At 71.6% G+C, this 20,811-nt stretch carries 19 protein-coding genes; 10 read left to right on the top strand and 9 right to left on the bottom strand.

Annotated elements, in window-relative coordinates:
* Window positions 1–83: 83 nt before the first annotated feature.
* From ACFYZZ_RS28475 to ACFYZZ_RS28465, 3 genes are read left to right on the top strand one after another with little or no spacing between them, the layout of a single operon-like run.
* Window positions 84–1,445 (top strand): FtsW/RodA/SpoVE family cell cycle protein, encoded by a 1,362-nt coding sequence (locus tag ACFYZZ_RS28475; RefSeq protein WP_389181597.1) that lies wholly within the window; start codon window positions 84–86, stop codon window positions 1,443–1,445.
* 23 nt (window positions 1,446–1,468) lie between these two features.
* Window positions 1,469–2,926, top strand: a complete 1,458-nt coding sequence (locus tag ACFYZZ_RS28470) for a penicillin-binding transpeptidase domain-containing protein (RefSeq protein WP_389181920.1) — start codon at window positions 1,469–1,471, stop codon at window positions 2,924–2,926.
* A 45-nt stretch (window positions 2,927–2,971) separates the two neighbouring features.
* On the top strand, window positions 2,972–3,469 hold the full coding sequence (locus tag ACFYZZ_RS28465; protein WP_389181595.1) for a DUF3291 domain-containing protein: 498 nt from the start codon (window positions 2,972–2,974) through the stop codon (window positions 3,467–3,469).
* Here the strand turns inward: ACFYZZ_RS28465 and ACFYZZ_RS28460 are convergent.
* Both ACFYZZ_RS28460 and ACFYZZ_RS28455 read right to left on the bottom strand, forming a co-directional pair.
* The gene (locus ACFYZZ_RS28460; RefSeq protein ID WP_389181913.1) at window positions 3,453–4,283 is read right to left on the bottom strand and encodes a hypothetical protein; all 831 of its coding nucleotides are present in this window, start codon (window positions 4,281–4,283) and stop codon (window positions 3,453–3,455) included. The genes ACFYZZ_RS28465 and ACFYZZ_RS28460 overlap by 17 nt on opposite strands.
* Window positions 4,284–4,319: 36 nt before the next feature.
* Window positions 4,320–5,429, bottom strand: coding sequence for a ferritin-like domain-containing protein (locus ACFYZZ_RS28455; RefSeq protein ID WP_389181592.1), 1,110 nt, complete (start codon window positions 5,427–5,429; stop codon window positions 4,320–4,322).
* A gap of 122 nt (window positions 5,430–5,551) precedes the next feature.
* Here ACFYZZ_RS28455 and ACFYZZ_RS28450 point away from each other — a divergent pair, with 122 nt between their 5' ends.
* The 4 genes from ACFYZZ_RS28450 to ACFYZZ_RS28435 all read left to right on the top strand — a co-directional run bounded on the left by ACFYZZ_RS28450 (window position 5,552) and on the right by ACFYZZ_RS28435 (window position 8,848).
* A complete protein-coding gene (locus ACFYZZ_RS28450) occupies window positions 5,552–6,490 on the top strand; it encodes a diiron oxygenase (protein ID WP_389181589.1) in 939 nt (312 codons plus the stop codon).
* A 221-nt stretch (window positions 6,491–6,711) separates the two neighbouring features.
* Entirely contained in the window at window positions 6,712–7,362 is a 651-nt protein-coding gene (locus ACFYZZ_RS28445; RefSeq protein ID WP_389181586.1) for a TetR/AcrR family transcriptional regulator, read from the top strand.
* 10 nt (window positions 7,363–7,372) lie between these two features.
* Window positions 7,373–7,672, top strand: coding sequence for a hypothetical protein (locus ACFYZZ_RS28440; protein ID WP_389181584.1), 300 nt, complete (start codon window positions 7,373–7,375; stop codon window positions 7,670–7,672).
* Window positions 7,673–7,783: 111 nt separating this feature from the next.
* A complete protein-coding gene (locus tag ACFYZZ_RS28435) occupies window positions 7,784–8,848 on the top strand; it encodes an NlpC/P60 family protein (protein WP_389181581.1) in 1,065 nt (354 codons plus the stop codon).
* On the opposite strand, the gene ACFYZZ_RS28430 is transcribed toward ACFYZZ_RS28435, so the two are convergent.
* Genes ACFYZZ_RS28430 through ACFYZZ_RS28410 form a run of 5 tightly spaced genes read right to left on the bottom strand, consistent with a single transcriptional unit; the run spans window position 8,821 to window position 14,719 of the window.
* Complete coding sequence (locus ACFYZZ_RS28430) at window positions 8,821–10,074, bottom strand: styrene monooxygenase/indole monooxygenase family protein (protein WP_389181579.1); 1,254 nt, start codon at window positions 10,072–10,074, stop codon at window positions 8,821–8,823. The two genes, ACFYZZ_RS28435 and ACFYZZ_RS28430, sit on opposite strands and share 28 nt — an antisense overlap.
* A 29-nt stretch (window positions 10,075–10,103) precedes the next feature.
* Complete coding sequence (locus ACFYZZ_RS28425; protein ID WP_389181576.1) at window positions 10,104–10,751, bottom strand: ATP/GTP-binding protein; 648 nt, start codon at window positions 10,749–10,751, stop codon at window positions 10,104–10,106.
* A complete protein-coding gene (locus ACFYZZ_RS28420) occupies window positions 10,732–11,154 on the bottom strand; it encodes a DUF742 domain-containing protein (RefSeq protein ID WP_389181573.1) in 423 nt (140 codons plus the stop codon). Before ACFYZZ_RS28420 ends, ACFYZZ_RS28425 begins: the two co-directional genes overlap by 20 nt.
* Window positions 11,151–11,654, bottom strand: coding sequence for a roadblock/LC7 domain-containing protein (locus tag ACFYZZ_RS28415; protein WP_389181570.1), 504 nt, complete (start codon window positions 11,652–11,654; stop codon window positions 11,151–11,153). The genes ACFYZZ_RS28420 and ACFYZZ_RS28415 overlap by 4 nt, the downstream gene beginning before the upstream one ends.
* The gene (locus ACFYZZ_RS28410; RefSeq protein WP_389181910.1) at window positions 11,651–14,719 is read right to left on the bottom strand and encodes a nitrate- and nitrite sensing domain-containing protein; all 3,069 of its coding nucleotides are present in this window, start codon (window positions 14,717–14,719) and stop codon (window positions 11,651–11,653) included. The genes ACFYZZ_RS28415 and ACFYZZ_RS28410 overlap by 4 nt, the downstream gene beginning before the upstream one ends.
* A gap of 386 nt (window positions 14,720–15,105) precedes the next feature.
* On the opposite strand from ACFYZZ_RS28410, the gene ACFYZZ_RS28405 reads away from it, so the two are divergent.
* Entirely contained in the window at window positions 15,106–15,894 is a 789-nt protein-coding gene (locus ACFYZZ_RS28405) for a hypothetical protein (protein ID WP_389181567.1), read from the top strand.
* Between the two features lie 98 nt (window positions 15,895–15,992).
* Here the strand turns inward: ACFYZZ_RS28405 and ACFYZZ_RS28400 are convergent, their stop codons facing one another.
* Window positions 15,993–16,484: a MarR family winged helix-turn-helix transcriptional regulator gene (locus ACFYZZ_RS28400; protein ID WP_389181564.1), complete on the bottom strand. Its 492-nt coding sequence runs from the start codon at window positions 16,482–16,484 to the stop codon at window positions 15,993–15,995.
* Window positions 16,485–16,711: 227 nt separating this feature from the next.
* Here ACFYZZ_RS28400 and ACFYZZ_RS28395 point away from each other — a divergent pair, with 227 nt between their 5' ends.
* Both ACFYZZ_RS28395 and ACFYZZ_RS28390 read left to right on the top strand, forming a co-directional pair.
* The gene (locus ACFYZZ_RS28395) at window positions 16,712–17,536 is read left to right on the top strand and encodes a lysozyme (protein ID WP_389181562.1); all 825 of its coding nucleotides are present in this window, start codon (window positions 16,712–16,714) and stop codon (window positions 17,534–17,536) included.
* A 123-nt stretch (window positions 17,537–17,659) separates the two neighbouring features.
* Window positions 17,660–20,011, top strand: a complete 2,352-nt coding sequence (locus tag ACFYZZ_RS28390) for a SpoIIE family protein phosphatase (RefSeq protein WP_389181560.1) — start codon at window positions 17,660–17,662, stop codon at window positions 20,009–20,011.
* 88 nt (window positions 20,012–20,099) lie between these two features.
* Here the strand turns inward: ACFYZZ_RS28390 and ACFYZZ_RS28385 are convergent, their stop codons facing one another.
* A complete protein-coding gene (locus ACFYZZ_RS28385) occupies window positions 20,100–20,663 on the bottom strand; it encodes a hypothetical protein (protein WP_389181559.1) in 564 nt (187 codons plus the stop codon).
* Between the last annotated feature and the right edge of the window lie 148 nt (window positions 20,664–20,811).

Raw genomic sequence — 20,811 nt, 5'->3', positions numbered from 1 at the left:
GGGCGCGTCCTTTCCGCGCCACGCTGATACCGGCAACCCGGGCAAACCACGCACAACACGCCCTGTTTGGGTAGGTTCCGGACATGACCAAGGCCGGAACAGCCGTGGCGGCACCGAAGACACCCGCACCCGCCGTACGCCTTCCCCGCCGCCGTGGCATCGAACTGGCCCTGATCGTGCTGGCCGTCCTGCTGTCCGTGTACGGCTACTGCGCCGTGGGCCTGGCGAGGGCCGGTACCGTCCCGCCGGGTGCCGCCGGTTACGGCGCCGGACTCGGTGTGCTCGCCCTGTTCGCGCATCTCGCGGTCCGGATCCGGGCACCGTACGCCGACCCGCTCCTGCTGCCCATCGGGGTGCTGCTCAACGGCCTCGGCCTGGTGCTGATCTACCGGCTCGACCTGGAGACGCCGGGCGACCGGGGCGCACCCGCCCAACTGGTGTGGTCCACGCTCGGGGTGGGCCTGTTCATCGTCGTCGTGCTGGTGCTGCGCGACCACCGGGTGCTCCAGCGCTACGCGTACGTCTGCGTGGTCGCGGCCCTCGCGCTGCTCCTGCTGCCGATCCTCTTCCCGGCGGTCAACGGCGCCCGCATCTGGATCCGGATCGCCGGATTCTCCATCCAGCCCGGCGAGTTCGCGAAGGTGCTGCTCGCGGTGTTCTACGCCGCCTACCTGGCCGCCAACCGCAACGCGCTCGCCTACACCGGCCGCCGGCTGTGGCGGCTGCAGTTCCCGACCGGGCGGGTGCTCGGGCCGATCGTGACGATCTGGCTGCTGAGCGTCGGGGTGCTGGTGCTGGAGCGCGACCTCGGGACCTCGCTTCTGTTCTTCGGGCTGTTCGTGGTCCTGCTGTACATCGCCACCGGCCGCACCGGCTGGTTCGCGGTCGGTCTGGTGCTCGCCGTGCTCGGCTCCTTCGCCGTCGGCCACTTCGAGCCGCACGTGAACGGCCGGATCGAGGACTGGCTGCACCCCTTCGCCACCATCGAGGCCGGGCAGGGCCCCAACCAGCTGGCGCAGTCCCTGTTCGCCTTCGCGGCGGGCGGCATCCTCGGCACCGGGCTCGGGTTCGGCCACTCCATCCTCATCGGCTTCGCCACCAAGTCGGACTTCATCCTGGCGACGGCGGGCGAGGAGCTGGGCCTCGCGGGCCTCGCGGCGATCTTCCTGCTCTACGGCCTGCTCGTGGAGCGCGGCTACCGGGCGGGCCTCGCCCTGCGCGAGCCGTTCGGCCGGCTCCTCGCGGTGGGCCTCGCCTCGATCGTCGCGCTCCAGGTGTTCGTGATCGCGGGCGGGGTCACCGGTCTGATCCCGCTGACCGGCATGGCGATGCCGTTCCTCGCCCAGGGCGGTTCCTCGGTCGTCACCAACTGGGCGATCGTGGCCCTGCTGATCCGGGTGAGCGACTCGGCCCGCAGCCAGTACGACGGCCAGGAGGCCCCGTGACCGAGTACGGCGGCGGCCGGCCGATGGCCCGCTACATCCGGCACGCCTGGGCGTTCTGTGCCCTGCTGCTGGCGGCCCTGCTCGTCAACGCCGCCCGGGTGCAGGTGGTCCAGGCGGGCTCCTACGACGCCAACCCGGCCAACCGCCGCCCCACGATCGCCCGTTACCAGCAGCCGCGCGGCGACATCCTGGTCGGCGGGGAGCCGGTCACCGGCTCCAACGACACGGGCGAGCAGCTGCGCTACGAACGCTCCTACCGGGACGGCCCGTTGTACGCGCCAGTCACCGGCTTCGCCTCGCAGATGTACGGCAGCACGTTCCTGGAGGACACGGAGGACGGGGTGCTCTCCGGCACCGACCCGTTGCTGTCGCCGTTCCCGCTGTGGAACGACGTGACGCGGAAGCCGAGTCCGGGCGGGGACGTCGTCACGACCATCGACCGGGACGCGCAGCAGGCGGCGTACCAGGGGCTGCACGGGCGGCGGGGCGCGGTGGCCGCGATCGAGCCGGCCACGGGCCGCATCCTGGCGCTGGTGTCGACCCCGTCGTACGACCCCGCGGAGCTGTCCGGCAACAGCGAGGCGACGGCCTCGGCGTGGGCGCGGCTCAACCACGACCCGGAGAGGCCGATGCTCAACCGGGCGGTGCGGCAGACCTATCCGCCGGGGTCGACGTTCAAGGTGGTCACCGCGGCGGCGGCGCTGGACGCGGGTGTGGTCACGGACCTGGACGCGTCCACCGACTCCCCCGACCCCTACCGGCTGCCCGGGACCAGGACCCGGCTGACCAACGAGGGCGACGGCTGCGCGGACGCCTCGCTGCGGGAGGCGTTCAAGTGGTCCTGCAACACGGTGTTCGCCAAGCTGGCCGTGGACGTCGGGGCGGCGGACATGTCGGCCACGGCCCAGGCGTTCGGCTTCAACGACACCCGGCTGAGCGTCCCCTTCGAGGCCGCCCCCAGCACCTTCGACACCCATGTGGACAAGGCGCAGCTCGCGCTGTCCTCGATCGGGCAGTACAACACCCGGGCGACCCCGCTGCAGATGGCCATGGTCGCGGCGGCCGTCGCCAACGGCGGCCGGCTGCGGACGCCGTACCTGGTGGAGCGGACCACCCGCCACGGGGGCGAGACGCTCAGCGGCGGCGGGATGCGGCCCGACCGGCAGGTGATGCGCCCGGACACGGCCGTGCGACTGCGGGAGCTGATGACCGACGTGGTCACGGACGGCACCGGCACCAACGCGGCCATTCCCCGGGCGGTGGTCGGCGGCAAGACCGGCACCGCCCAGCACGGCGTCGGCAACTCCGGTGTGCCGTACGCCTGGTTCGTTTCCTGGGCGCAGGCCGACGACGACCTGGAACCGCGGGTCGCGGTCGCGGTGGTGGTCGAGGACGCCTCGGCGGACCGGGGTGAGATCAGCGGCGGCGGGGACGCGGCACCGATCGCCCGGGAGGTGATGCGGGCGGTTCTCGGCCTGTGAGACGGGGGGTACCGCGACCCGGCACAGCCGACCTACCGTTCGGTCATGACGCATGCGCCGGTCGCCCATGAACTCGCCCAGGTCAACATCGCCCGCCTCAAGTTTCCTTTGGACTCCCCCGAGTTGAAGGACTTCGTCGATGCGCTCGACCCGGTGAACGCCGTGGCGGACGCCGCGGACGGGTTCGTCTGGCGGCTGGAGAGCGACTCCGGCAACGCGACCGACATCCCCGTCCTCGGCGACGAGTGGCTGATCATCAACATGTCGGTGTGGCGGGACGGCAACGCGCTGACCGCGTTCATGTACCAGGGGCAGCACCGGGAGTTGCTGGCCCGGCGCCGGGAATGGTTCGAGCGGGTGTCGGAGGCGATGGCCACCCTGTGGTGGGTGCCCGCCGGCCACCGCCCGACCGTCGCCGAGGCGGAGGAACGACTGCTGCACCTGAGGGAGCACGGCCCGACGCCGCACGCCTTCACGCTGCGCACGTCGTTCCCCGCACCGGAGGCGGAGGCGGAGTCGGCGACGGTCAGCCGATCGGTTTGATCATCTCGTCGCGGACCTTGACGGTGTCCCGGGCGGCGGCGTCGAGGTCCACGTCGGCGGAGTCCTTGCGCTGCAGGTCGACCTCGCCGATCACGGCCGCCGTGTTGCCGTCCGCCCAGGCGCAGACCGGGTAGGTGATCGTCACCAGTGACTGCTTCTGGGTGAGCACCTCACAGCTGATGGTGACGTCGGAGCCGGACGGGGTGACGTCCTTCTCGGGTTCGACCACCGTCACGCCGTTGGCCTGGGTGGCTCCCTTGAGCATGTTGCTGCGGACGTCGTCCTCGTTCTTGAACCGGCCGTACATGCTCGACACCAGCAGCATGCCCTTGGAGTCGTCGCCGCCCGGGCTGTAGCGGCCGACCAGCGCGTGGACGTCCTTGGCGTCCCAGGCGCCGTCGGCCTCGTCCTCGACCTTCTGCCCCTGGCTGTCGGAGAGGTCGTCGGCGAGGACGTACTTCCCGTCCACCAGCTCGTGGGGCAGGGTGAGCTTGTTCTCGGCGTCGGGGAAGTCGGTCCCGAGCACCGCCCCGACTCCTCCGAGGCTGCCGAGCACGGCCAGACCGATGACCCCGCCGATGATCCCCAGCGCCAGACCGGGCCCGCGCTTCTTCGGCGGCGGACCCATCGGCGGCGCGCCCCAGCCGGGGTACGGCTGCTGCGGGTAGGGCTGCGGAGGGTAAGGCTGCTGCTGGGGGTACGGGGAGCCGTACGGCCCCGGAGGCGGCGGGGCCTGTGGCGGCTGCTGCCCGTACGGGTACTGCGGCTCCTGGGGCTGGTACGGGTACTGGGGCTGCTGCTGCGGCGGAGGCATGGACACGCCAGAACGCTACTGCACCCGGCGAGCGGGTCAGACCTCGCCCGCCCCCGACTCGATCGCGTCCCGCACCTCGGCGACCCGCTCCCGCTCCTCCGCGGCGAACCGCTCCGCGTCCAGCTGCTCGGCGATCTCCTCGTCCTGGGCCATCAGCAGGTCCAGGTTGGAGTCGCCCATCTCGAAGACCCCCATGTCGACATAGGCCTGCTGGAGCCGCTTGCCCCACAGGCCGATGTCCTTGACGCAGGGCACGATGCGGCTGAACAGGAGGCGGCGGAAGAGCTGCAGGAACTCGGAGTCCGCGCTGATCCGCTCGGCCTCGGCCCTGGCGATGCCGAAGTTCTCCAGCACTTCGACGCCACGCAGCCGGTCGCGCATCAGATAGCAGCCCTCGATGACGAACTCCTCGCGCTCGCGCAGCTCGGCGTCCGTGAGCTGCTTGTAGTAGTCGCGCAGGGCCATGCGTCCGAAGGCCACGTGCCGGGCCTCGTCCTGCATGATGTAGGCCAGGATCTGCTTGGGCAGGGGCTTGTTGGTCGTGTCCCGGATCATGCCGAAGGCGGCGAGGGCGAGCCCCTCGATGAGGACCTGCATCCCGAGGTAGGGCATGTCCCAGCGGCTGTCGCGGAGGGTGTCCCCCAGCAGCGACTGGAGGTTGTCGTTGATCGGGTAGACCATCCCGATCTTCTCGTGCAGGAAACGGGCGTAGATCTCGGCGTGCCGGGCCTCGTCCATCGTCTGGGTCGCCGAGTAGAACTTGGCGTCCATGTCCGGCACCGACTCCACGATCCGTGCCGCGCAGATCATCGCGCCCTGCTCGCCGTGCAGGAACTGGCTGAACTGCCAGGAGGCGTAGTGCTGGCGCAGCTCACCCTTGTCCCGGTCGGAGAGCTTGGCCCAGTACGGGGTGCCGTACAGGGACATCGACTCCTCGGGAGTGCCGAGCGGGTCGTACGGGTCGACCTCCAGGTCCCAGTCGATCCGCGTCTGCCCGTCCCACTGCTTGTCCTTGCCCTTCTGGTACAGGGCGAGCAGGCGGTCCCGGCCCTCGTCGTACTCCCAGCTGAACCGGGCCGCGCCACTGGCGGGTACCTGCCAGAGGGGGTCTCCGGGGTTGTTCGTGTACAGGTCATGCGTCGGCATACCTCGCAGGTTCACACGTAGACACCGAGTCAACAAGTCACGCGCAGGGGATTGACGGTCTTGCTGACAGGCAGTCTCATAAGAGGCGGACGATGTACCCCGGGTAACGAGGTGAAAGAGCCATGACGACCCTGACGGAAGCGGACGCGCTCGACGGGCTGCGCGACGCGCTCGGCCTGCTCAAGGACCGCGAACAGGTGGCCGAACGGCTGCTCGTCTCTTCCGCCAAGCACTCCTTCGACCCGGACAAGGAGCTGGACTGGGACGCGCCCTTCGAGGAGGGCAAGTGGTTCTGGCCGCCGGAGCTGGTCTCGCTGTACGGCACGCCGATGTGGCAGCGGATGAGCGAGGAGCAGCGGATCCTGCTCTCCCAGCACGAGGCCGCGGCGCTGGCCTCGCTCGGCATCTGGTTCGAGATCATCCTCATGCAGCTGCTCGTCCGGCACATCTACGACAAGGCGGCGACGAGCGCACACGTCCGGTACGCCCTCACCGAGATCGAGGACGAGTGCCGGCACTCGAAGATGTTCGCGCGGCTGATCGCGCGGGGCGACGCCCCCTGGTACCCGGTGAGCCGGGCGCACCAGAACCTCGGCCGTGTGTTCAAGACCATCTCCACGACCCCCGGTTCCTTCACGGCCACGCTGCTCGGCGAGGAGGTGCTGGACTGGATGCAGCGGCTGACGTTCCCGGACGAGCGGGTGCAGCCGCTGATCCGGGGGGTCACGCGGATCCACGTGGTCGAGGAGGCCCGGCACGTCCGCTACGCCCGCGAGGAACTGCGCCGCCAGATGCTGACCGCTCCGCGGTGGTCGCAGGAGTTCACCCGGGTCACGTCCGGTGAGTTCGCGCGGGTCTTCTCGATCGCGTTCATCAATCCCGAGGTCTACACGAACGTGGGGCTGGACAAGCGGGAGGCGATGGCACAGGTGAAGGCGAGCGGGCATCGCCGGGAGGTCATGCAGACGGGCGCGAAGAGGCTGACGGACTTCCTGGACGACATCGGGGTGCTGCGGGGAGTGGGGCGGCGGCTGTGGAGGTCGTCCGGACTGCTGGCGTAGGCGGGGGCTGGGCGGGGGTGGGGTCGCTTACCGGCGCTGGCCGGGTGCCGCTGCGCCCACCCGTGCCGCCCCTAGCGGCACGACTGCCCGCAGCTGCGTACGGTGCCATCGCAGCGGGCGGTGCGGCGAGTACCTAAGGGGCGCGGGGAACTGCGCGAGCAACCACGACCTAGCCGCAGCCGCCGACGCCGCCGCACCTCCATGGCGATTAGGCTGCCGACATGACCCCGGCCGCCACCCCCGCCTACCGCAGGTTGAGCGTCGAGGAGCGGCGCAGCCAGCTCCTCGCCGCCGCCCTCACACTCTTCGCGCACCGCGCCCCCGAGGACGTCTCGCTCGATGACGTGGCGGAGGCGGCCGGGGTCTCCCGTCCGCTCGTGTACCGGTACTTCCCCGGAGGGAAGCAGCAGCTGTACGAGGCCGCGCTCAGATCGGCGGCCGAGGAGCTGCAGCTGTGCTTCGACGAGCCGCTGCACGGCCCCCTGCTGCCCCGCCTCTCCCGGGCCCTCGACCGCTATCTGACCTTCGTGGACGAGCACGACACCGGCTTCAGCGCACTGCTCCAGGGCGGCAGCGTGGTGGAGACGTCCCGGACGACCGCCATAGTGGACGGGGTGCGCCGGGCCGCCGCCCAGCACATCTTCAGCCACCTCGGCGTCTCCTCGCCGGGGCCGCGGCTGCGCATGACCGTCCGGATGTGGATCACGGCGGTGGAGGCGGCCTCCCTGATCTGGCTGGACGAGGGCAAGCAGCCCCCGGTCGAGGAGCTGCGCGACTGGCTGGTCGAGCAGTTCGTGGCCGTCCTCACGGTGACCGCGGGACGCGACCCGCAGACGGCGGACCTCGTCGGCGCGCTCGCCGAGGATGGCTGAGACTGAGACCGTGAAGAGTCAGGACACCCCCTTCGAGGGCGGCCCCATGGACGGGCGCGTGCTGCCCGTGCTGCTGGGCATGACCGGCCACCCGCCGAAGACGTACCGCATCCCCGTTCCGGACGCGGCCGGCGGCCCGCCCACCGTGCTGGTCTACCGGCGCGTGCCGAGGGGGCACAGCAAGATCGGCGTGGTGCGGGGGTGGAAGTACCAGTACGACCCCGAGGGCAGGCTGGGCGGCAAGGTCCGGTGGCCCTGGTCCAAGCCGGACGAGAGCCCGTCCGGCAAGCCGGATGACGCCTCCGGGTGACAGGGTTACGCCGAACCGCGTAGGCAGCGCACACACATCTCCGTACATGTCTGATTATCGCCGTGCGGCGACAGGTGGAAGGTCCGCCCGTTCCGCACCGGAGGTGATGACATGTCAGGAGTGCTTCTGCGCCTGGCCTGTACGGCCGCGTTGGCGGCCCAGGCCGTCCTCGCACCCGCGCCGGCGGTGGCCGCGCCCGAGCCGCAGCGGCCCGTCTCCGAGCTGCTGACGGATCTTCAGCAGCTGTACCGGCAGACCGAACAGGCCACCGAGACCTACAACGCCACGGCGGAGCAACTGAGGAAGCAGCAGGCCGAGGTGGACCGGCTCGACGGCGAACTGGCCCGGGCCCGGCTCGCCCTGCAGGGCAGCAGGTCCGACGCCGGACGCCTGGCCAGGCAGCAGTACCAGAACCGCAGCGACCTCTCCCCCTACGTACGTCTGCTGCTCGCCCCGGACCCCCAGCACGCCCTCGACGAGGGCCATGTCATCGGACAGCTGGCCCGCGAGCGCGCCGAGACGGTGGACCGGCTGGCCGGCACCGAAAAGAAGAAGGACGCGCTGGCCAGGGCGGCCCGCAAGGCGCTGGACACCCAACAGACCCTCGCCGCACGGCAGAAGAAGCAGCGCGACGACGTGACGACCAGGCTCGCCGACGTCGAACGGCTCCTCGCCTCCCTCACCCCGGAACAGCTGAGCGCGATCGCCCGGCTGGAACAGCAGGGGGTCACCCAAGCCCAGGACAGGCTCGTGACCTCGGGCGCCCTCGGCAAGGCCGCGGTCCCTTCCTCGGCCGAGGGCGAGCGGGCGGTCCGCTACGCGATGGACCAGATCGGCAAGCCGTACCAGTGGGGAGCGGCGGGCCCGAAGTCGTACGACTGCTCGGGCCTCACCTCCCAGGCCTGGGACCACGCGGGCACCCCCATCCCCCGTACCAGCCAGGAACAGTGGGACCGCCTGAAGCGGATCCCGCTGACCGACCTGCGCCCGGGCGACCTGGTGATCTACTTCCCGGAGGCGACGCACGTGGCGATGTACGTGGGGGACGGAAAGGTCGTACAGGCACCGAGACCGGGCGAGAAGATCAGGATCTCCGCGTTGGCGTCCAATCCCGTACTCGGTGCCGTACGCCCTGACGGCTCCCGCGCTCAGGCTCCGGCGACCGAGGCCAGGTAGGCCTGCGTCTTCTCGGGCTCGTAGAAGAAGTTCTCGAAGTCGGCCGGATCGTCGAAGGCGTTGGCGAATCGATCCGCCACCGGCTGCAGCTGCCCCGCCGCACCGATGAGGTTCAGGATGTGCTCCGGCGGCGGCGCCAGCATGGCGTTGGTCCACTTGGTGACGTGCTGTGCCGTGGTCCAGTACCGGTCGAACGTGGCGCGCATCCACTCCTCGTCGAACGGCTTGTCCTCCCGCTCCAGGATCGAGGCGAGGTAAGCGGCCGCGCACTTGGACGCGGAGTTGGCACCCTGGCCCGTGATCGGGTCGTTGGCGACGACCACGTCGGCCACGCCGAGGACCAGACCGCCGGAGGGCAGCCGGCCGATGGGGTTGCGCACGGTCGGGGCGTACCGGCCGGCCAACGTGCCGCCGGCGTCGGTCAGTTCGACCTTCGTGGCGCGCGCGTGCTCCCACGGAGTGAACTTCTCCATGAGTTCCAGGGTCAGGGAGAGGTGCTTCGCCGGGTCCTTGACGCCGTTGAAGACGTCGAGCGGGCCGCCGGGTATGCCCTCCCAGAACAGGATGTCGGCGCGGCCCGAGGTGGTGAGCGTCGGCATGATGAACAGCTCGCCGACGCCGGGGACCAGGTTGCAGCGGACCGCGTCGTACTCCGGGTGCTCGGGGCGGGGGCCGAGGCCATGGACGTACGAGACGGCCAGCGCGCGCTGCGGCTCGCTGTACCGGGAGCGCTCCGGGTCGCGGGTGAACATCGACACCAGCTCGCCCTTGCCCGCCGCGACCAGGACGAGGTCGTAGGTGCGGGAGAAGTAGTCGAGGTCGCCGACGGCCGCGCCGTGGATGACCAGCTGGCCGCCGCGCTGGGCGAAGGTCTCCATCCAGCCGGCCATCTTCACCCGCTGGTCGACCGACTGCGCGTACCCGTCGAGCCTGCCCACCCAGTCGATCGCCCGCTGGGTCGGACCGGGGTCGTGCGAGCCGGGGGCCGCGACCGAGACGCCGAGTCCTTCGATCTTCGGGGCCTGGGACTCCCAGAAGTTCAGCTGGAGATCGCGCTCGTGCTGCAGTGCCGTGTCGAACATGCACTGCGTCGACATGACCCGGCCGGAGCGGATCTCGTCCGCGGTCCGGTTCGACATCAGGGTGACCTCGTAGCCGTGCGACTGCAGACCGAGGGCGAGCTGGAGTCCGGACTGGCCGGCTCCGACGACGAGTATCTTCCGCATGCGGGTGTGTCTCCTACGGGGGCTGGGGACTACTCGGGGGTTTCGTCCAGCGCGTGGCCCACCAGGGCCAGGAGGGTCTCGATCACCGAGATCCGGCGCCGCGCGTCCATGATCATGACAGGGACGTGCGCGGGGACGGTCAGCGCCTCGCGTACGTCCTCCGGCTCGAACAGCTCGCTGTCGTCGAAGTGGTTGACCGCGACGACGTACGGCAGTCCGCAGCTCTCGAAGTAGTCCAGTGCGGGGAAACAGTCCTTCAGGCGGCGGGTGTCGGCCAGGACGACGGCACCGATCGCGCCGCGCACCAGGTCGTCCCACATGAACCAGAACCGCTGCTGGCCCGGCGTGCCGAACAGGTAGAGCACCAGGTCGTCGTCGAGGGTGATGCGGCCGTAGTCCATGGCCACCGTGGTGGTCAGCTTGCCGGGCGTGGCGGAGAGGTCGTCGGTGCCCTCGCTCGCCTCGGTCATCAGCGCCTCGGTCTGCAGCGGTGTGATCTCCGAGACGGTCGTGACCAGCGTGGTCTTGCCGACGCCGAAGCCGCCCGCGACCACGATCTTCGTCGCGACGGGGGCCCGGTCCCGGTCCTTCTGCCAGGCCTTCAGGTCCTCGTCGGGCTCGGCGAAACCGGCGACGAGGGGGGTGACGCCGGTGGCGTCAGAGACGGCGGAGTCCACTCAGAACCCTTTCCAGCAGAACGCGGTCCGGGCGGCCGGTGCCGTGACCCGTTCCGGTGCCGTACACACGGATCTTTCCCTGGTCCGCGAGATCGCTCAGCAGGACGCGGACCACGCCGAGCGGCATCCTCAGCAGCGCGGCGATCTCGGCCACCGTGCGCATACGGCGGCACAGTTCGACGATGGCCCGCATCTCGGGCATGACCCGGGCGGAGAGCGGCGCACTTGTCAGTTCCCTGCGCTCCTCGGGGGCCTCCAGGGCGGCCACGAAGGTCTCCACGAGGAGGACGTGGCCGAAGCGGGTACGACCGCCGGTGAGCGAGTAGGGGCGGACGCGGGCGGGTTTGCGGTCGCCGCCGCGGACCGGGAGCTGCTGCTTGTGCTTCTTGGCCGGGCCGGTCATCGGGGGCTCCCCGTCGTCGTCGGCTCGGCCTCCAGGGATTTCCGCAGCTCGCTGCGGAGTTCGGGGGTCAGGACGTGGCCGGCGCGGCCGACGAAGAGCGCCATGTGGTACGCCACCACGCTCATGTCGCACTCCGCGGAGCCGTGCACGCCGAGCAGCGAGCCGTCGCTGATCGACATCACGAAGAGGCTGCCCTCGTCCATCGCGATCATCGTGTGCCTGACGCCGCCGAAGTCCAGGAGACCGGCGGCGCCGATGGTGAGGCTGCCGATGCCGGAGACGATGGTCGCCAGGTCGGCGGAGGAGCCCCGGGGGCCCTTCGCCGCCTTCCTCCGGCGGGACTCGGCGGTGCGGGCGGGGTCGGAGGAGAGCAGGAGCAGGCCGTCCGAGGAGACGACTGCGACGGACTGGATGCCGGGTACTTCCTCGACCAGGTTGGTCAGCAGCCAGTGCAGGTTGCGGGCTTCACTGCTCAGGCCGTAGGTACTGGGCGCGGTCAACTGCTTGCCTCCTCGGCTGTGCCCCCCGTGGCGTGTTCGGTGTGTGTGGCGATCTCTGCCTCTACGTCCCTGTAGCCGGCCTGTGCTCCTTGGTGGAAGCCGCCGAGTCTGCGGCGGAGGGCTTCGGCGTCCACGGATGCGCTGCGCTGGCGAGGCGGGGCTGTGGGCGCGGTGATCCTGGGTGTGCGCTTGGGCAGGCCCTTGCTGGTGAGCGCCTCGGCTTCGCCTTCGGCGTCCTCGCTCCCACCCCCACCACCCGTGCGGCTTTCGTCGTCGAGTGCGGGTGGCCCCAGCGGGGCCCGCTCGCCGTCGGCGGCTGCGGGTGCGTGGGAGTCCGTGGGCGCACCGTGGGCCTCGGGCGCGCGGGAGGCCGCGCGGGCGCCACGGGACTCAGATACTTCGTGAGCCACGGGCGCATCGTGGGACTCGGGCACGCCGTAGGACTCGGACGCGAGGGAAGCCGCGCGGGCGCCGCGAGCCTCAGGTGCCTCGTGAACCGCGGGCGCATCGTGGGACTCAGGTGCGCCCTGGGCCTCGCGTACATGGGAAGCCGCGCGGGCCTCGCGGGACTCCGGTGCCTCGTGGGCCGAGGGTGCGTCGTGGGACTCGGGCGCGTCGGCGGACTCGGGGGCGTCGTGGGACTCGGTGGTCTCGGAGTCTGTCGGGGTGTCCGGGAGCAGTAGCTCCATCGTTGTTTCGGCGAAGGTTTCTGCCGGTTCCTTCGGGCGGGTTGCCGATCCCTCGGTGGTCGGCTCGTCGGGCTCCGGCCTGGTGTGGGCCTCCAGGGCCTCCGCTTCGCGGGCGAGCTTCTCCGCCAGCGCCACCAGCGGGTCCGTGTCCTTGTCCGGGTCCTTCGTGCGGGCGTGCAGGACGTTGGAGTTGGCCTCGGCGTCGGCGCCGGGAAAGGAGATGGTCTGGCTGGTGTCCGAGAGTCCGGCCGAGGGGGGGACCGCCGCCGCGGGGGCCTCGGCGAGGAGGGACTGGGGCAGGACGACGACCGCCGCCACCCCGCCCTGCTTCTGCTCGCGCAGCCGGACGCGGACGTCGTGCCGGTGGGCGAGGCGGGCCACGACGTACAGGCCGAGACCGAGGCCGGCCTCGCCCTCCTGGTCGTACGGCGAGGCGGGGTCGAAGTCGGTGAGGCGGGCGTTGAGGCGGTCGAGCCGGTCGCCCGCCAGGCCGATGCCCTCGTCCTGGACGGAGAGCATGACCTCGCCGGATTCGAGGAGCCAGCCGGAGACCTCGACGGGCAGGTCCGGCGGGGAGAACGAGGTGGCGTTCTCCATGAGTTCGGCGAGCAGGTGGGAGAGGTCGTCGGCCGCGAAGCCCGCGACATGGGCGTGCGGGGGCAGGGCGGCGATGCGGACCCGCTCGTAGCGTTCGATCTCGCTGACCGCCGCCCGTACGACGTCCACCAGCGGGACCGGGCCGTGGTGCTGCTGGACGTGTTCGGTGCCGGCGAGGACCAGGAGGTTCTCGCTGTGGCGGCGCATGACCGTGGCGAAGTGGTCGAGCTTGAAGAGGGTGGCGAGCCGCTCGGGGTCCTGTTCGCGCTCCTCCAGGCCCTCGATGACCGCCAGCTGGCGCTCGACCAGTCCCAGGGTGCGCAGGGCGAGGTTGACGAACGTACCGCCGATGCTGCCGCGCAGCCGCTCCAGCTGGGCGGCCGACTCGTCGAGTTCGGCGCGCAGCTCCTCGCGGGCGTCGGCCATCTCCTGCCGCTGGCCCACCAGGTGCTTGCGGTCGGTCTCCAGGGTGGTGACCCGCTCGTGCGCGGCGGCGGTCTGCTCGTGCAGGGCGACCGCGTGCGCGTGCAGGGCGTTGACCGAGCGGACGACCTGGGCGAACTCGTCGTTGCGGCCGGTGAAGGCGATCGGTTCCTGGGTGACCGGGTCCTCGGCCTCACCCAGGCGGGCCGAGCCGCGGCGCAGGACCGACAGCGGGCGGGTGAGGGTGCGGGCCATGGCGGTGGCGATGCCCACGGTGACCAGCATCAGGACACCGAGGACGGCGACGCGGATCTCCAGGGCGGTGACGTCGTCGTCCCGGAGCGCCGCGAGGTCCTTGGTGCGGTGGTCGTAGAGGGCCGACTCGGCGCCCCGCATCAGGTCGACACGGGCGGACAGGGCCGCGTCCAGCTTCTTGACGCCGGTGGTCGACTCGCTGCCGGTGAACGTCGGCTGGTCGGTGAGGGCGGCCAGGTACTTCTCCGCCGAGTTGACCTCGGGGCCGGTGACCGTGGAGTCGTACGAGGCCACCGCCGCCTTGGGGGCCTTCTCGCGGAAGTCGGCGAGGGCCGCGTCGGCGCGCAGGCGGGCCTGCTGGGCGGCGGCGGTGAGCGCGTCGCGCTGCCTCCGGTCCGCCTCGTTCGTAGTGGTGGTCGTGGTGGGCAGACCGGTGGTGGGGTTGATCACCGTCTGGGTGCTGGACGGGATGTTCAGCGCGGCCAGCAGCAGGCCGCGGGCGGCCGCGGACTGCTGGACGGCGGAGTCCAGTTCGGCGAGGGAGTAGGCGCCGGAGCCGGCCCGCGGGGGCAGCTGGTCGGCCAGGTCGTCGGCGAGCCGGTGCAGCTCGCTGATGGTGGCCGAGTACGCCTGGTGGGTCTGCAGCGCGTTCGTCTTGCCGGTGAGGGCGGCGCGCCGCACGGCCGCGATGGCGTCGAGGTCGGTGCGCAGCGCGGCCGGGGTGTCGCTGTCGGCGCGCAGGTCGTCGACCTGGCGGTCGACGCGGGCGCTGCGCTGCTCGGAGGGCGCCTTGGCCTTGGGGCGGCCGGCGGCGATGTAGGCCGTGACCTCGTCGCGTTCGTCGGCGAGCGAGTGGGCGAGCGTGAGCGCGTCCTGCGTGCGGGCCGCCAGCGTCACCAGGTCCTGCGAGTCGCTGAGGTCCTGGGAGGCGGTGAGCAGCGCGGGCGCTCCCGCTCCTGCGATGGCCGCGGCCACCACGGCCACGGCGACGATCAGCCGGGTGCGCACATGAGTGGGGCGGCCGGTGCCCACGGGGGTCTGCTCGGCGACCCCCTCGGGGGCCGTCTGCTTGTTTGTGCGCCGAGGCCGCTTCATCTGCACCGGTGCTCGCATTCCTGAACTCGTCTACCCAAGGGCCCGGGTGGCGCCCCGTGATCTCGGTACCAAGTGGTGCGTACACCCCCGGTTCGTACGGTTCCCGACCCTTCCAGCGCCGGTGGGCAGTGGCCGTGCATCACCTGACCCGCCACCCGAAGGAGTGAACATCGGAGGGGAGTTGGCGGGCAAGTTCCTGTGGCGTGTGCAGGGCCCTTGTGCGGTGGGCCGGTTGGACGTGCGCGTCAGGCTTTGGCAGTATTCGCCACCACGTCTTCCCGGAGTGTGTCATTTACCCCCAAACCAGGCGCCTGACCTGCGGGGCTGTGCCAATTCGAGGGTGCTTGCCAGTCTTTGGCGAAGCCTGTGAAGGGGTCGTGCAGACTGGCTGAATGCGCACTGATCTCGTTTCGGAAGCAGGCGACCCGACCCGACCCAACGAGGACTTCGCCGGAGTCGGACTACCCGCGTCCGGTCAGGGGGGTTGCGTGATCTTGCTGGACGGAGTGACGCCGCCACGGGACGGGACGGGGTGTCTGCATTCGGTCCCGTGGTTCACGGCGCGGCTCGGCGGCGCACTGACCGAACTGACCGTTTCCGGGCGAGATCTGACGCTCCCGGAGATTCTCTCGCGGGCGATCGCCCGGACCGCACAGGCCCATGCGCGAACCTGTGAGCTTTCTCACCCGCGAACCCCCCAGGCGACGGTGGTCCTGACCCGCTGGTCCGACGAGACCGTGGAGTACCTGGTCCTGTCCGACTCCGTGCTGCTCCTGCAGTCGCCCGACGGCGCGGTCACCCCGGTCCTGGACGACCGGCTCGACCGGCTGCCCCGCTCCGCGCTGGCCACCGACGCCCTGATCGACGCGCATCTGCGCAACAAGGAGGGCGGCTTCTTCACGGCCGCCGCCGACCCCTCGGTCGCCTCCCGCGCGGTCACCGGCACCCTCCCCCGCCACGGGGTACGGGCCCTGGCCGCCCTGACGGACGGCGCGACGCGCTGGACGGAGAAGTTCCACGAGGGTGACTGGACGGCCCTGTTCGACCTCGTCGCCAAGGAGGGCACCCGCTCCCTGGTCGAGCGGGTACGGGAGCTGGAGTCGGCGGACCGGGAGGAGCGGGCGTTCCTCGGCCGCAGCAAAACCCACGACGACGCGACGGCGGTGTACGTCGAGCTTTAGGGCCCGTCGCAGGCCGCCTGTCGTAGACCGTCTGTCGTAGACCGCCTGCCGTAGGGCCTGTCGTGGGGCCTCTCGCAGGGCCCGCCCCGGAGTGCCGGCTACTTCTCCATGACGGTGTTCAACTGGTGCAGCAGGCGGGCCAGTTCGGCCACCTCCAGGCGGTCCCAGTGGGCCAGCTGGCTGACGTAGCGGGCGCGGCGGGCCTCGCGGACCTTGCCGACACGGCCGCGGCCCTCGTCGGTCAGGGTCACCAGCCAGGCGCGGCCGTCGGCGGGGTCGGGCTCGCGGGCGATCAGGCCCAGCTCCTCCAGGGCGCGCAGCTGACGGGACATGGTGGCCTTGCCGACGCCGATGTAGGCGGCGAGTTCGGTGGCGCGCTGGCCGCCGAGTTCGTCGAGGCGGATGAGCAGGCCGTACGCGGAGGACTCCAGGTCGGGGTGGACCTCGCGGGCCATCTCGCCCTGATTGGCCCGGGCACGCCTGAGCAGCACGGTCAACTCGCGCTCCAGCGCCAGGAATTCCTGGTCTGCACCACTCGGCGTCACCTGGCCGGTGACCCGATGTCCGTCGCTGTTTCCGTCCTCGTGCACGTCAGCACCCCTGATCGGTTTCGCTGTTCTGAAAGTTTCTGCCAGACGCCGTCATTGCCGCAGCTCCGTAAGTATTTCGCAGGCGTAGACCAACGGCAGCCTCCGGACCCCCTTCCCACGCCGTCATCTACGTGCGTAGCTTCTTTAGCAGGCAATAAATGGCATGCCCACGCCAGTGGATCAGCGGTCACTCCACGGCCCCCCACCTCACTCCTCGGAGGCACGTCATGCCCGTGCACAGACCCGGTTCCCCCCGCCTGCGTCCGCTCGCCGTCCTGGTCACCGCCCTGCTCGCGGCGCTCTCCCTGGCCCTCCCCCTCACCACCGCCCAGGCCGCGAGCACACCCAGCCGCGGTTCGGCGTACCTGGGCATGGGAGTGCTCGCCCACGACGGACAGAACGGCACCCCCTCCACCGGTGACGTCACCCAGACCGAGGGTGTCGACGTCTCCGGCCACCAGGGCAACGTCGCCTGGAGCACTCTGTGGAACAGCGGCGTCCGCTGGGCCTACACGAAGGCCACGGAGGGCACGTACTACACGAACCCCTACTTCGCGCAGCAGTACAACGGCTCGTACAACGTCGGCATGATCCGCGGCGCCTACCACTTCGCGACCCCGGACACCACGAGCGGCGCCACCCAGGCGAACTACTTCGTCGACCACGGCGGCGGCTGGTCCCGCGACGGCAAGACCCTGCCCGGCGCGCTCGACATCGAGTGGAACCCGTACGGCGCCGCCTGCTACGGCAAGTCCGCCGGCGGGATGGTCAGCTGGATCGCCGACTTCCTGAACACCTACAGGGCGCGTACGGGCCGGTACCCCGTGATCTACACGGCCACCAGCTGGTGGAGCCAGTGCACCGGCAACTACGGCGGCTTCGCCGTGAACAACCCGCTGTGGATCGCCCGCTACGCCTCGGACCCGGGGACGCTGCCCGCGGGCTGGTCGTACTACACGATGTGGCAGTACACCTCCTCCGGCCCGACCGTCGGCGACCACGACAAGTTCAATGGAGCACTCGACCGCGTGGTGGCGCTGGCCAACGGCTAGCCGCCGCCGTGCGGGTGCGGCGGCCGTCCCCCGCGGGCGGCCGCCGTGCGCTGCGTTGGTGCTCCGCGCCGGCCGGGATCATGCTGGAGAGGAGCCTGCCGAGCAAGGGCGAGATGAGCGGCGATGGAGCGACAGTCGACGTACACGGCCACGGCCACCATCGATGAGCAGGGCATCCTGACCAGCTGGAGCGAAGGCGCCCGGCGGCTGCTCGGCCACGAGGCCTCGGAGGTCGTCGGAGGGCCCGCGTCCGCGCTGCTCGCCGCGGAGGCCGGCTCGGCCCGCCGGACCCTGGCCGGGCGCGACCGGTGGAACGGGACCGTGCCCCTGCGGCACCGGGACGGCCGGCGCGTGGAGCAGGGGCTCCTCGCCCACCGCCGGACGTCGGACACCGGGGCCGTCGACTGGCTCGTGGTGACCGCCGTGGCGGGCCGGCCCCAGCCGCCCCGGGGCGAACCGCTGGAGGAGTGGACGTTCATCCAGTCCCCCTTCCCGCTGGCGATCTTCGACACCGAGCAGCGCCTGATGCGCGCCAACCGCCGCCTGGAACGCGCCCTGTCCCTGCCCGAGGCGGCGATGCGCGGGCTGCGCCTGACCCACATCTCACCCGGTCCCGCGAGCGAGGAGGCCGACCGGACGATGCGCCAGGTGCTGGAGACCGGGGAGCCCCAGGAGGTGCGGACCGGCCTCGTCCCGGACCTGGGCCTGTCCACCGTCCTGACCCCGCTCAAGGACGGCACCGGCAGGGTGCGCGCCGTCTGCCTCGCGGCGCACCGGCGCGCCCCGGAGTCCGCCCGGCAGGGCACCGAGGGCGAGACCGGCGCGCACGCCGGTACGGCTCCCGACCTCGGGCGCGCCGCGCTGGAGCTGGCCGAGGCCACGGTCCCCCGGCTCGCGGACTTCATGGCCGTGGACCTGCTCGACGCCCCGCGTTCCCCGGCCGACCCCGCCGACGCGGGCCCGGTGGTCCTGCGCCGCGCCGCGCTGCGCGCCGTCCCGGACGACGCCGTGAGCGCGTCCGGGGCCGGGGTGGGCCAGGCGATCGCCTACGAGCCGGGCTCGCCCCCGGCGGACTGCCTGGCCTCCGGCAACGCCGTCCTCTACGACACCTCGGACCCGCTGATCGCGGCGTGGGCGGCCGTGGACCCGGCGGCCGGGTGGCTGCACGCCTACGGCACGCGCGCGCTGATGCTGGTGCCGCTGCTCGCCGAGGGCAGCACCCTCGGGGTGGCCCTCTTCGGCCGCCACCGGCGCCCCGAGCCGTTCGGCCCGGAGGATCTGCGGATCGCCGAGGACCTCACGGCGCATGCGGCCACCGGCCTGCACAGCGCCCGCCGTTACTCCCGCGCCCGCACCACCACCATGTCCCTGCAGCGCAGCCTGCTCCCGCACACGCTGCCCGACCAGGCGGCCCTGGACATCGCCACCCGGTATCTGCCCGCGGCCACCAAGGCCGGTGTGGGCGGCGACTGGTTCGACGTGATCCCGCTGTCCGGGGCGCGGGTCGCCCTGGTCGTCGGCGATGTCGTCGGCCACGGCATGCGCGCCTCCGCCACCATGGGCCGGCTGCGCACCGCGGTGCGCACCCTGGCCGACGTCGACCTGCCCGCCGACGAGCTGCTCACCCACCTCGACGACCTCGTCCTGCGGCTGGCCGCCGACGAGGGCAGCGCCGACCCGGCGGCCGAGACCGCCGGGGGCATCGGCACCACCTGTCTGTACGCGGTCTACGACCCGGTCTCACGCCATTGCACGCTCGCCCGGGCCGGCCATCCGCCGCCCGCCGTGGTCACCCCGGACGGCACCGTCCGCTTCATCGACGTGCCCCCCGGTCCGCCGCTGGGGCTCGGTGGGCTGCCCTTCGAGGCCTTCGAGACCGAACTGCCCGAAGGCAGCCTGCTCGCCCTCTACACCGACGGGCTGCTCGAAGCCCGCGACCACGACATCGACGAGGCGCTGGACAAGCTGTTCGGCGCGCTCGGCCGCCCCGCGCCGACGCTGGACGCGGTGTGCGACCGGGTGCTGACCGAGCTGCTGAGCCACCGCCCCGACGACGACATCGCCCTGCTCGTCGCCCGCACCCGGGCGCTGCACGCCGACCGGGTCGCCGCCTGGGAGCTGGAGAGCGATCCCTCCGTGGTGGCCCGGGCCCGTAAGCACACGAGCGATCAGTTGAGCGCCTGGGGTCTTGACGAGGCCGCCTTCACCACCGAGCTGATGGTCAGCGAACTGGTCACCAACGCCATCCGGTACGGCCGACCGCCCATCCAGCTCCGGCTCATCCACCAGGACTCCACCCTGATCTGCGAGGTCTACGACTCCAGCGGCACCACTCCGCACATGCGGCGCGCCCGGATCTTCGACGAAGGCGGCCGGGGCCTGCTGCTGGTCGCCCAGCTCGCCAAGCGCTGGGGCACCCGCCACGACCGGGTCGGCAAGACCGTGTGGGCGGAGCAGACGCTGACCCCGAGCTGACATGGGAATGCCCCGCCGGGGAGGGCGGGGCAGTGATCGGTCGGCTTTCTGTGTGTGCGGTCTTCTCTGTGTTCGGCCTTCTTCCTGTTCAGTTGACGACCACGTCCGGCGGGGCAGCGGGTCCGGGGTCGGCCGGTGCGGACGTCTCCGGGGCGGGCGTCTCCGGTGTGGAGGTGCTGCCGGTGTCGCCGCCGGACGGCTCCGGCTTGTGGTCGTCGGGGCACGGCGGGCCGTCGTTGCCGTTGGTGCCGGTGCCGTTGCGGCCGTTCGTGCCCTTGCCGCCGCATGAGCCCCTGCCCCGGCCGCCGGTGCCGCCGGTGCCGGTACCGCCCGGAGCCGTGCAGATCGTGGCGTCGCCGCCGGTGCCGTTGCCGCCGTTGCCCCCTGTGGCGTTGCCGGCCTCGCAGGTGTCGTGGTCGCCGTGCTTCCCGTCCCCGTGATCGCCGTGCTTCTTGCCGTGGTCGTCCTTGTGGTGATCGTCGCTCTTCTTGTGGTCCTTGCTGCCGTGGTCGTCGCCCTTCGCCGATGCGGTCACGCTGTACGGCGCGGGGGCGGCGAAGGCGGCGCCTGCGGGGATCAGGACTGCGCCCAGGGGAAACAGGAGGGCGGCGGCGGCCACGGCCAGGCTGCTCTTGCGGACGTTGCGGGTCATGAGGGGTGCCGTTTCTTGAGGGGGGCGGTCGGGATTGCGGGGGGACTGGGGGACTGGGGGACTGGAGGCTCGTGGCCGGTGATCGGGTGGCGCGGCCGCTGACCGCGCCACCCGGATCCGCCGTCGCTCACTCGCTGCTGTCAGCGAC

Origin of the sequence: Streptomyces sp. NPDC001816 (genome assembly GCF_042892235.1) — a bacterium.
Classification (GTDB): domain Bacteria; phylum Actinomycetota; class Actinomycetes; order Streptomycetales; family Streptomycetaceae; genus Streptomyces.
Note: the sequence above shows the minus strand (reverse complement) of the source record. Positions and strands in the feature narration are given on the sequence as shown.

Excerpts from the sequence above, each read along its gene's own strand:
- ACFYZZ_RS28475 (WP_389181597.1), top strand. The coding sequence starts at position 84 with ATGACCAAGGCCGGAACAGCCGTGGCGGCACCGAAGACACCCGCACCC.
- ACFYZZ_RS28470 (WP_389181920.1), top strand. The coding sequence starts at position 1,469 with ATGGCCCGCTACATCCGGCACGCCTGGGCGTTCTGTGCCCTGCTGCTG.
- ACFYZZ_RS28465 (WP_389181595.1), top strand. The coding sequence starts at position 2,972 with ATGACGCATGCGCCGGTCGCCCATGAACTCGCCCAGGTCAACATCGCC.
- ACFYZZ_RS28460 (WP_389181913.1), bottom strand. The coding sequence starts at position 4,283 with ATGCCTCCGCCGCAGCAGCAGCCCCAGTACCCGTACCAGCCCCAGGAG.
- ACFYZZ_RS28455 (WP_389181592.1), bottom strand. The coding sequence starts at position 5,429 with ATGCCGACGCATGACCTGTACACGAACAACCCCGGAGACCCCCTCTGG.
- ACFYZZ_RS28450 (WP_389181589.1), top strand. The coding sequence starts at position 5,552 with ATGACGACCCTGACGGAAGCGGACGCGCTCGACGGGCTGCGCGACGCG.
- ACFYZZ_RS28445 (WP_389181586.1), top strand. The coding sequence starts at position 6,712 with ATGACCCCGGCCGCCACCCCCGCCTACCGCAGGTTGAGCGTCGAGGAG.
- ACFYZZ_RS28435 (WP_389181581.1), top strand. The coding sequence starts at position 7,784 with ATGTCAGGAGTGCTTCTGCGCCTGGCCTGTACGGCCGCGTTGGCGGCC.
- ACFYZZ_RS28430 (WP_389181579.1), bottom strand. The coding sequence starts at position 10,074 with ATGCGGAAGATACTCGTCGTCGGAGCCGGCCAGTCCGGACTCCAGCTC.
- ACFYZZ_RS28420 (WP_389181573.1), bottom strand. The coding sequence starts at position 11,154 with ATGACCGGCCCGGCCAAGAAGCACAAGCAGCAGCTCCCGGTCCGCGGC.
- ACFYZZ_RS28405 (WP_389181567.1), top strand. The coding sequence starts at position 15,106 with ATGCGCACTGATCTCGTTTCGGAAGCAGGCGACCCGACCCGACCCAAC.
- ACFYZZ_RS28395 (WP_389181562.1), top strand. The coding sequence starts at position 16,712 with ATGCCCGTGCACAGACCCGGTTCCCCCCGCCTGCGTCCGCTCGCCGTC.
- ACFYZZ_RS28390 (WP_389181560.1), top strand. The coding sequence starts at position 17,660 with ATGGAGCGACAGTCGACGTACACGGCCACGGCCACCATCGATGAGCAG.
- ACFYZZ_RS28385 (WP_389181559.1), bottom strand. The coding sequence starts at position 20,663 with ATGACCCGCAACGTCCGCAAGAGCAGCCTGGCCGTGGCCGCCGCCGCC.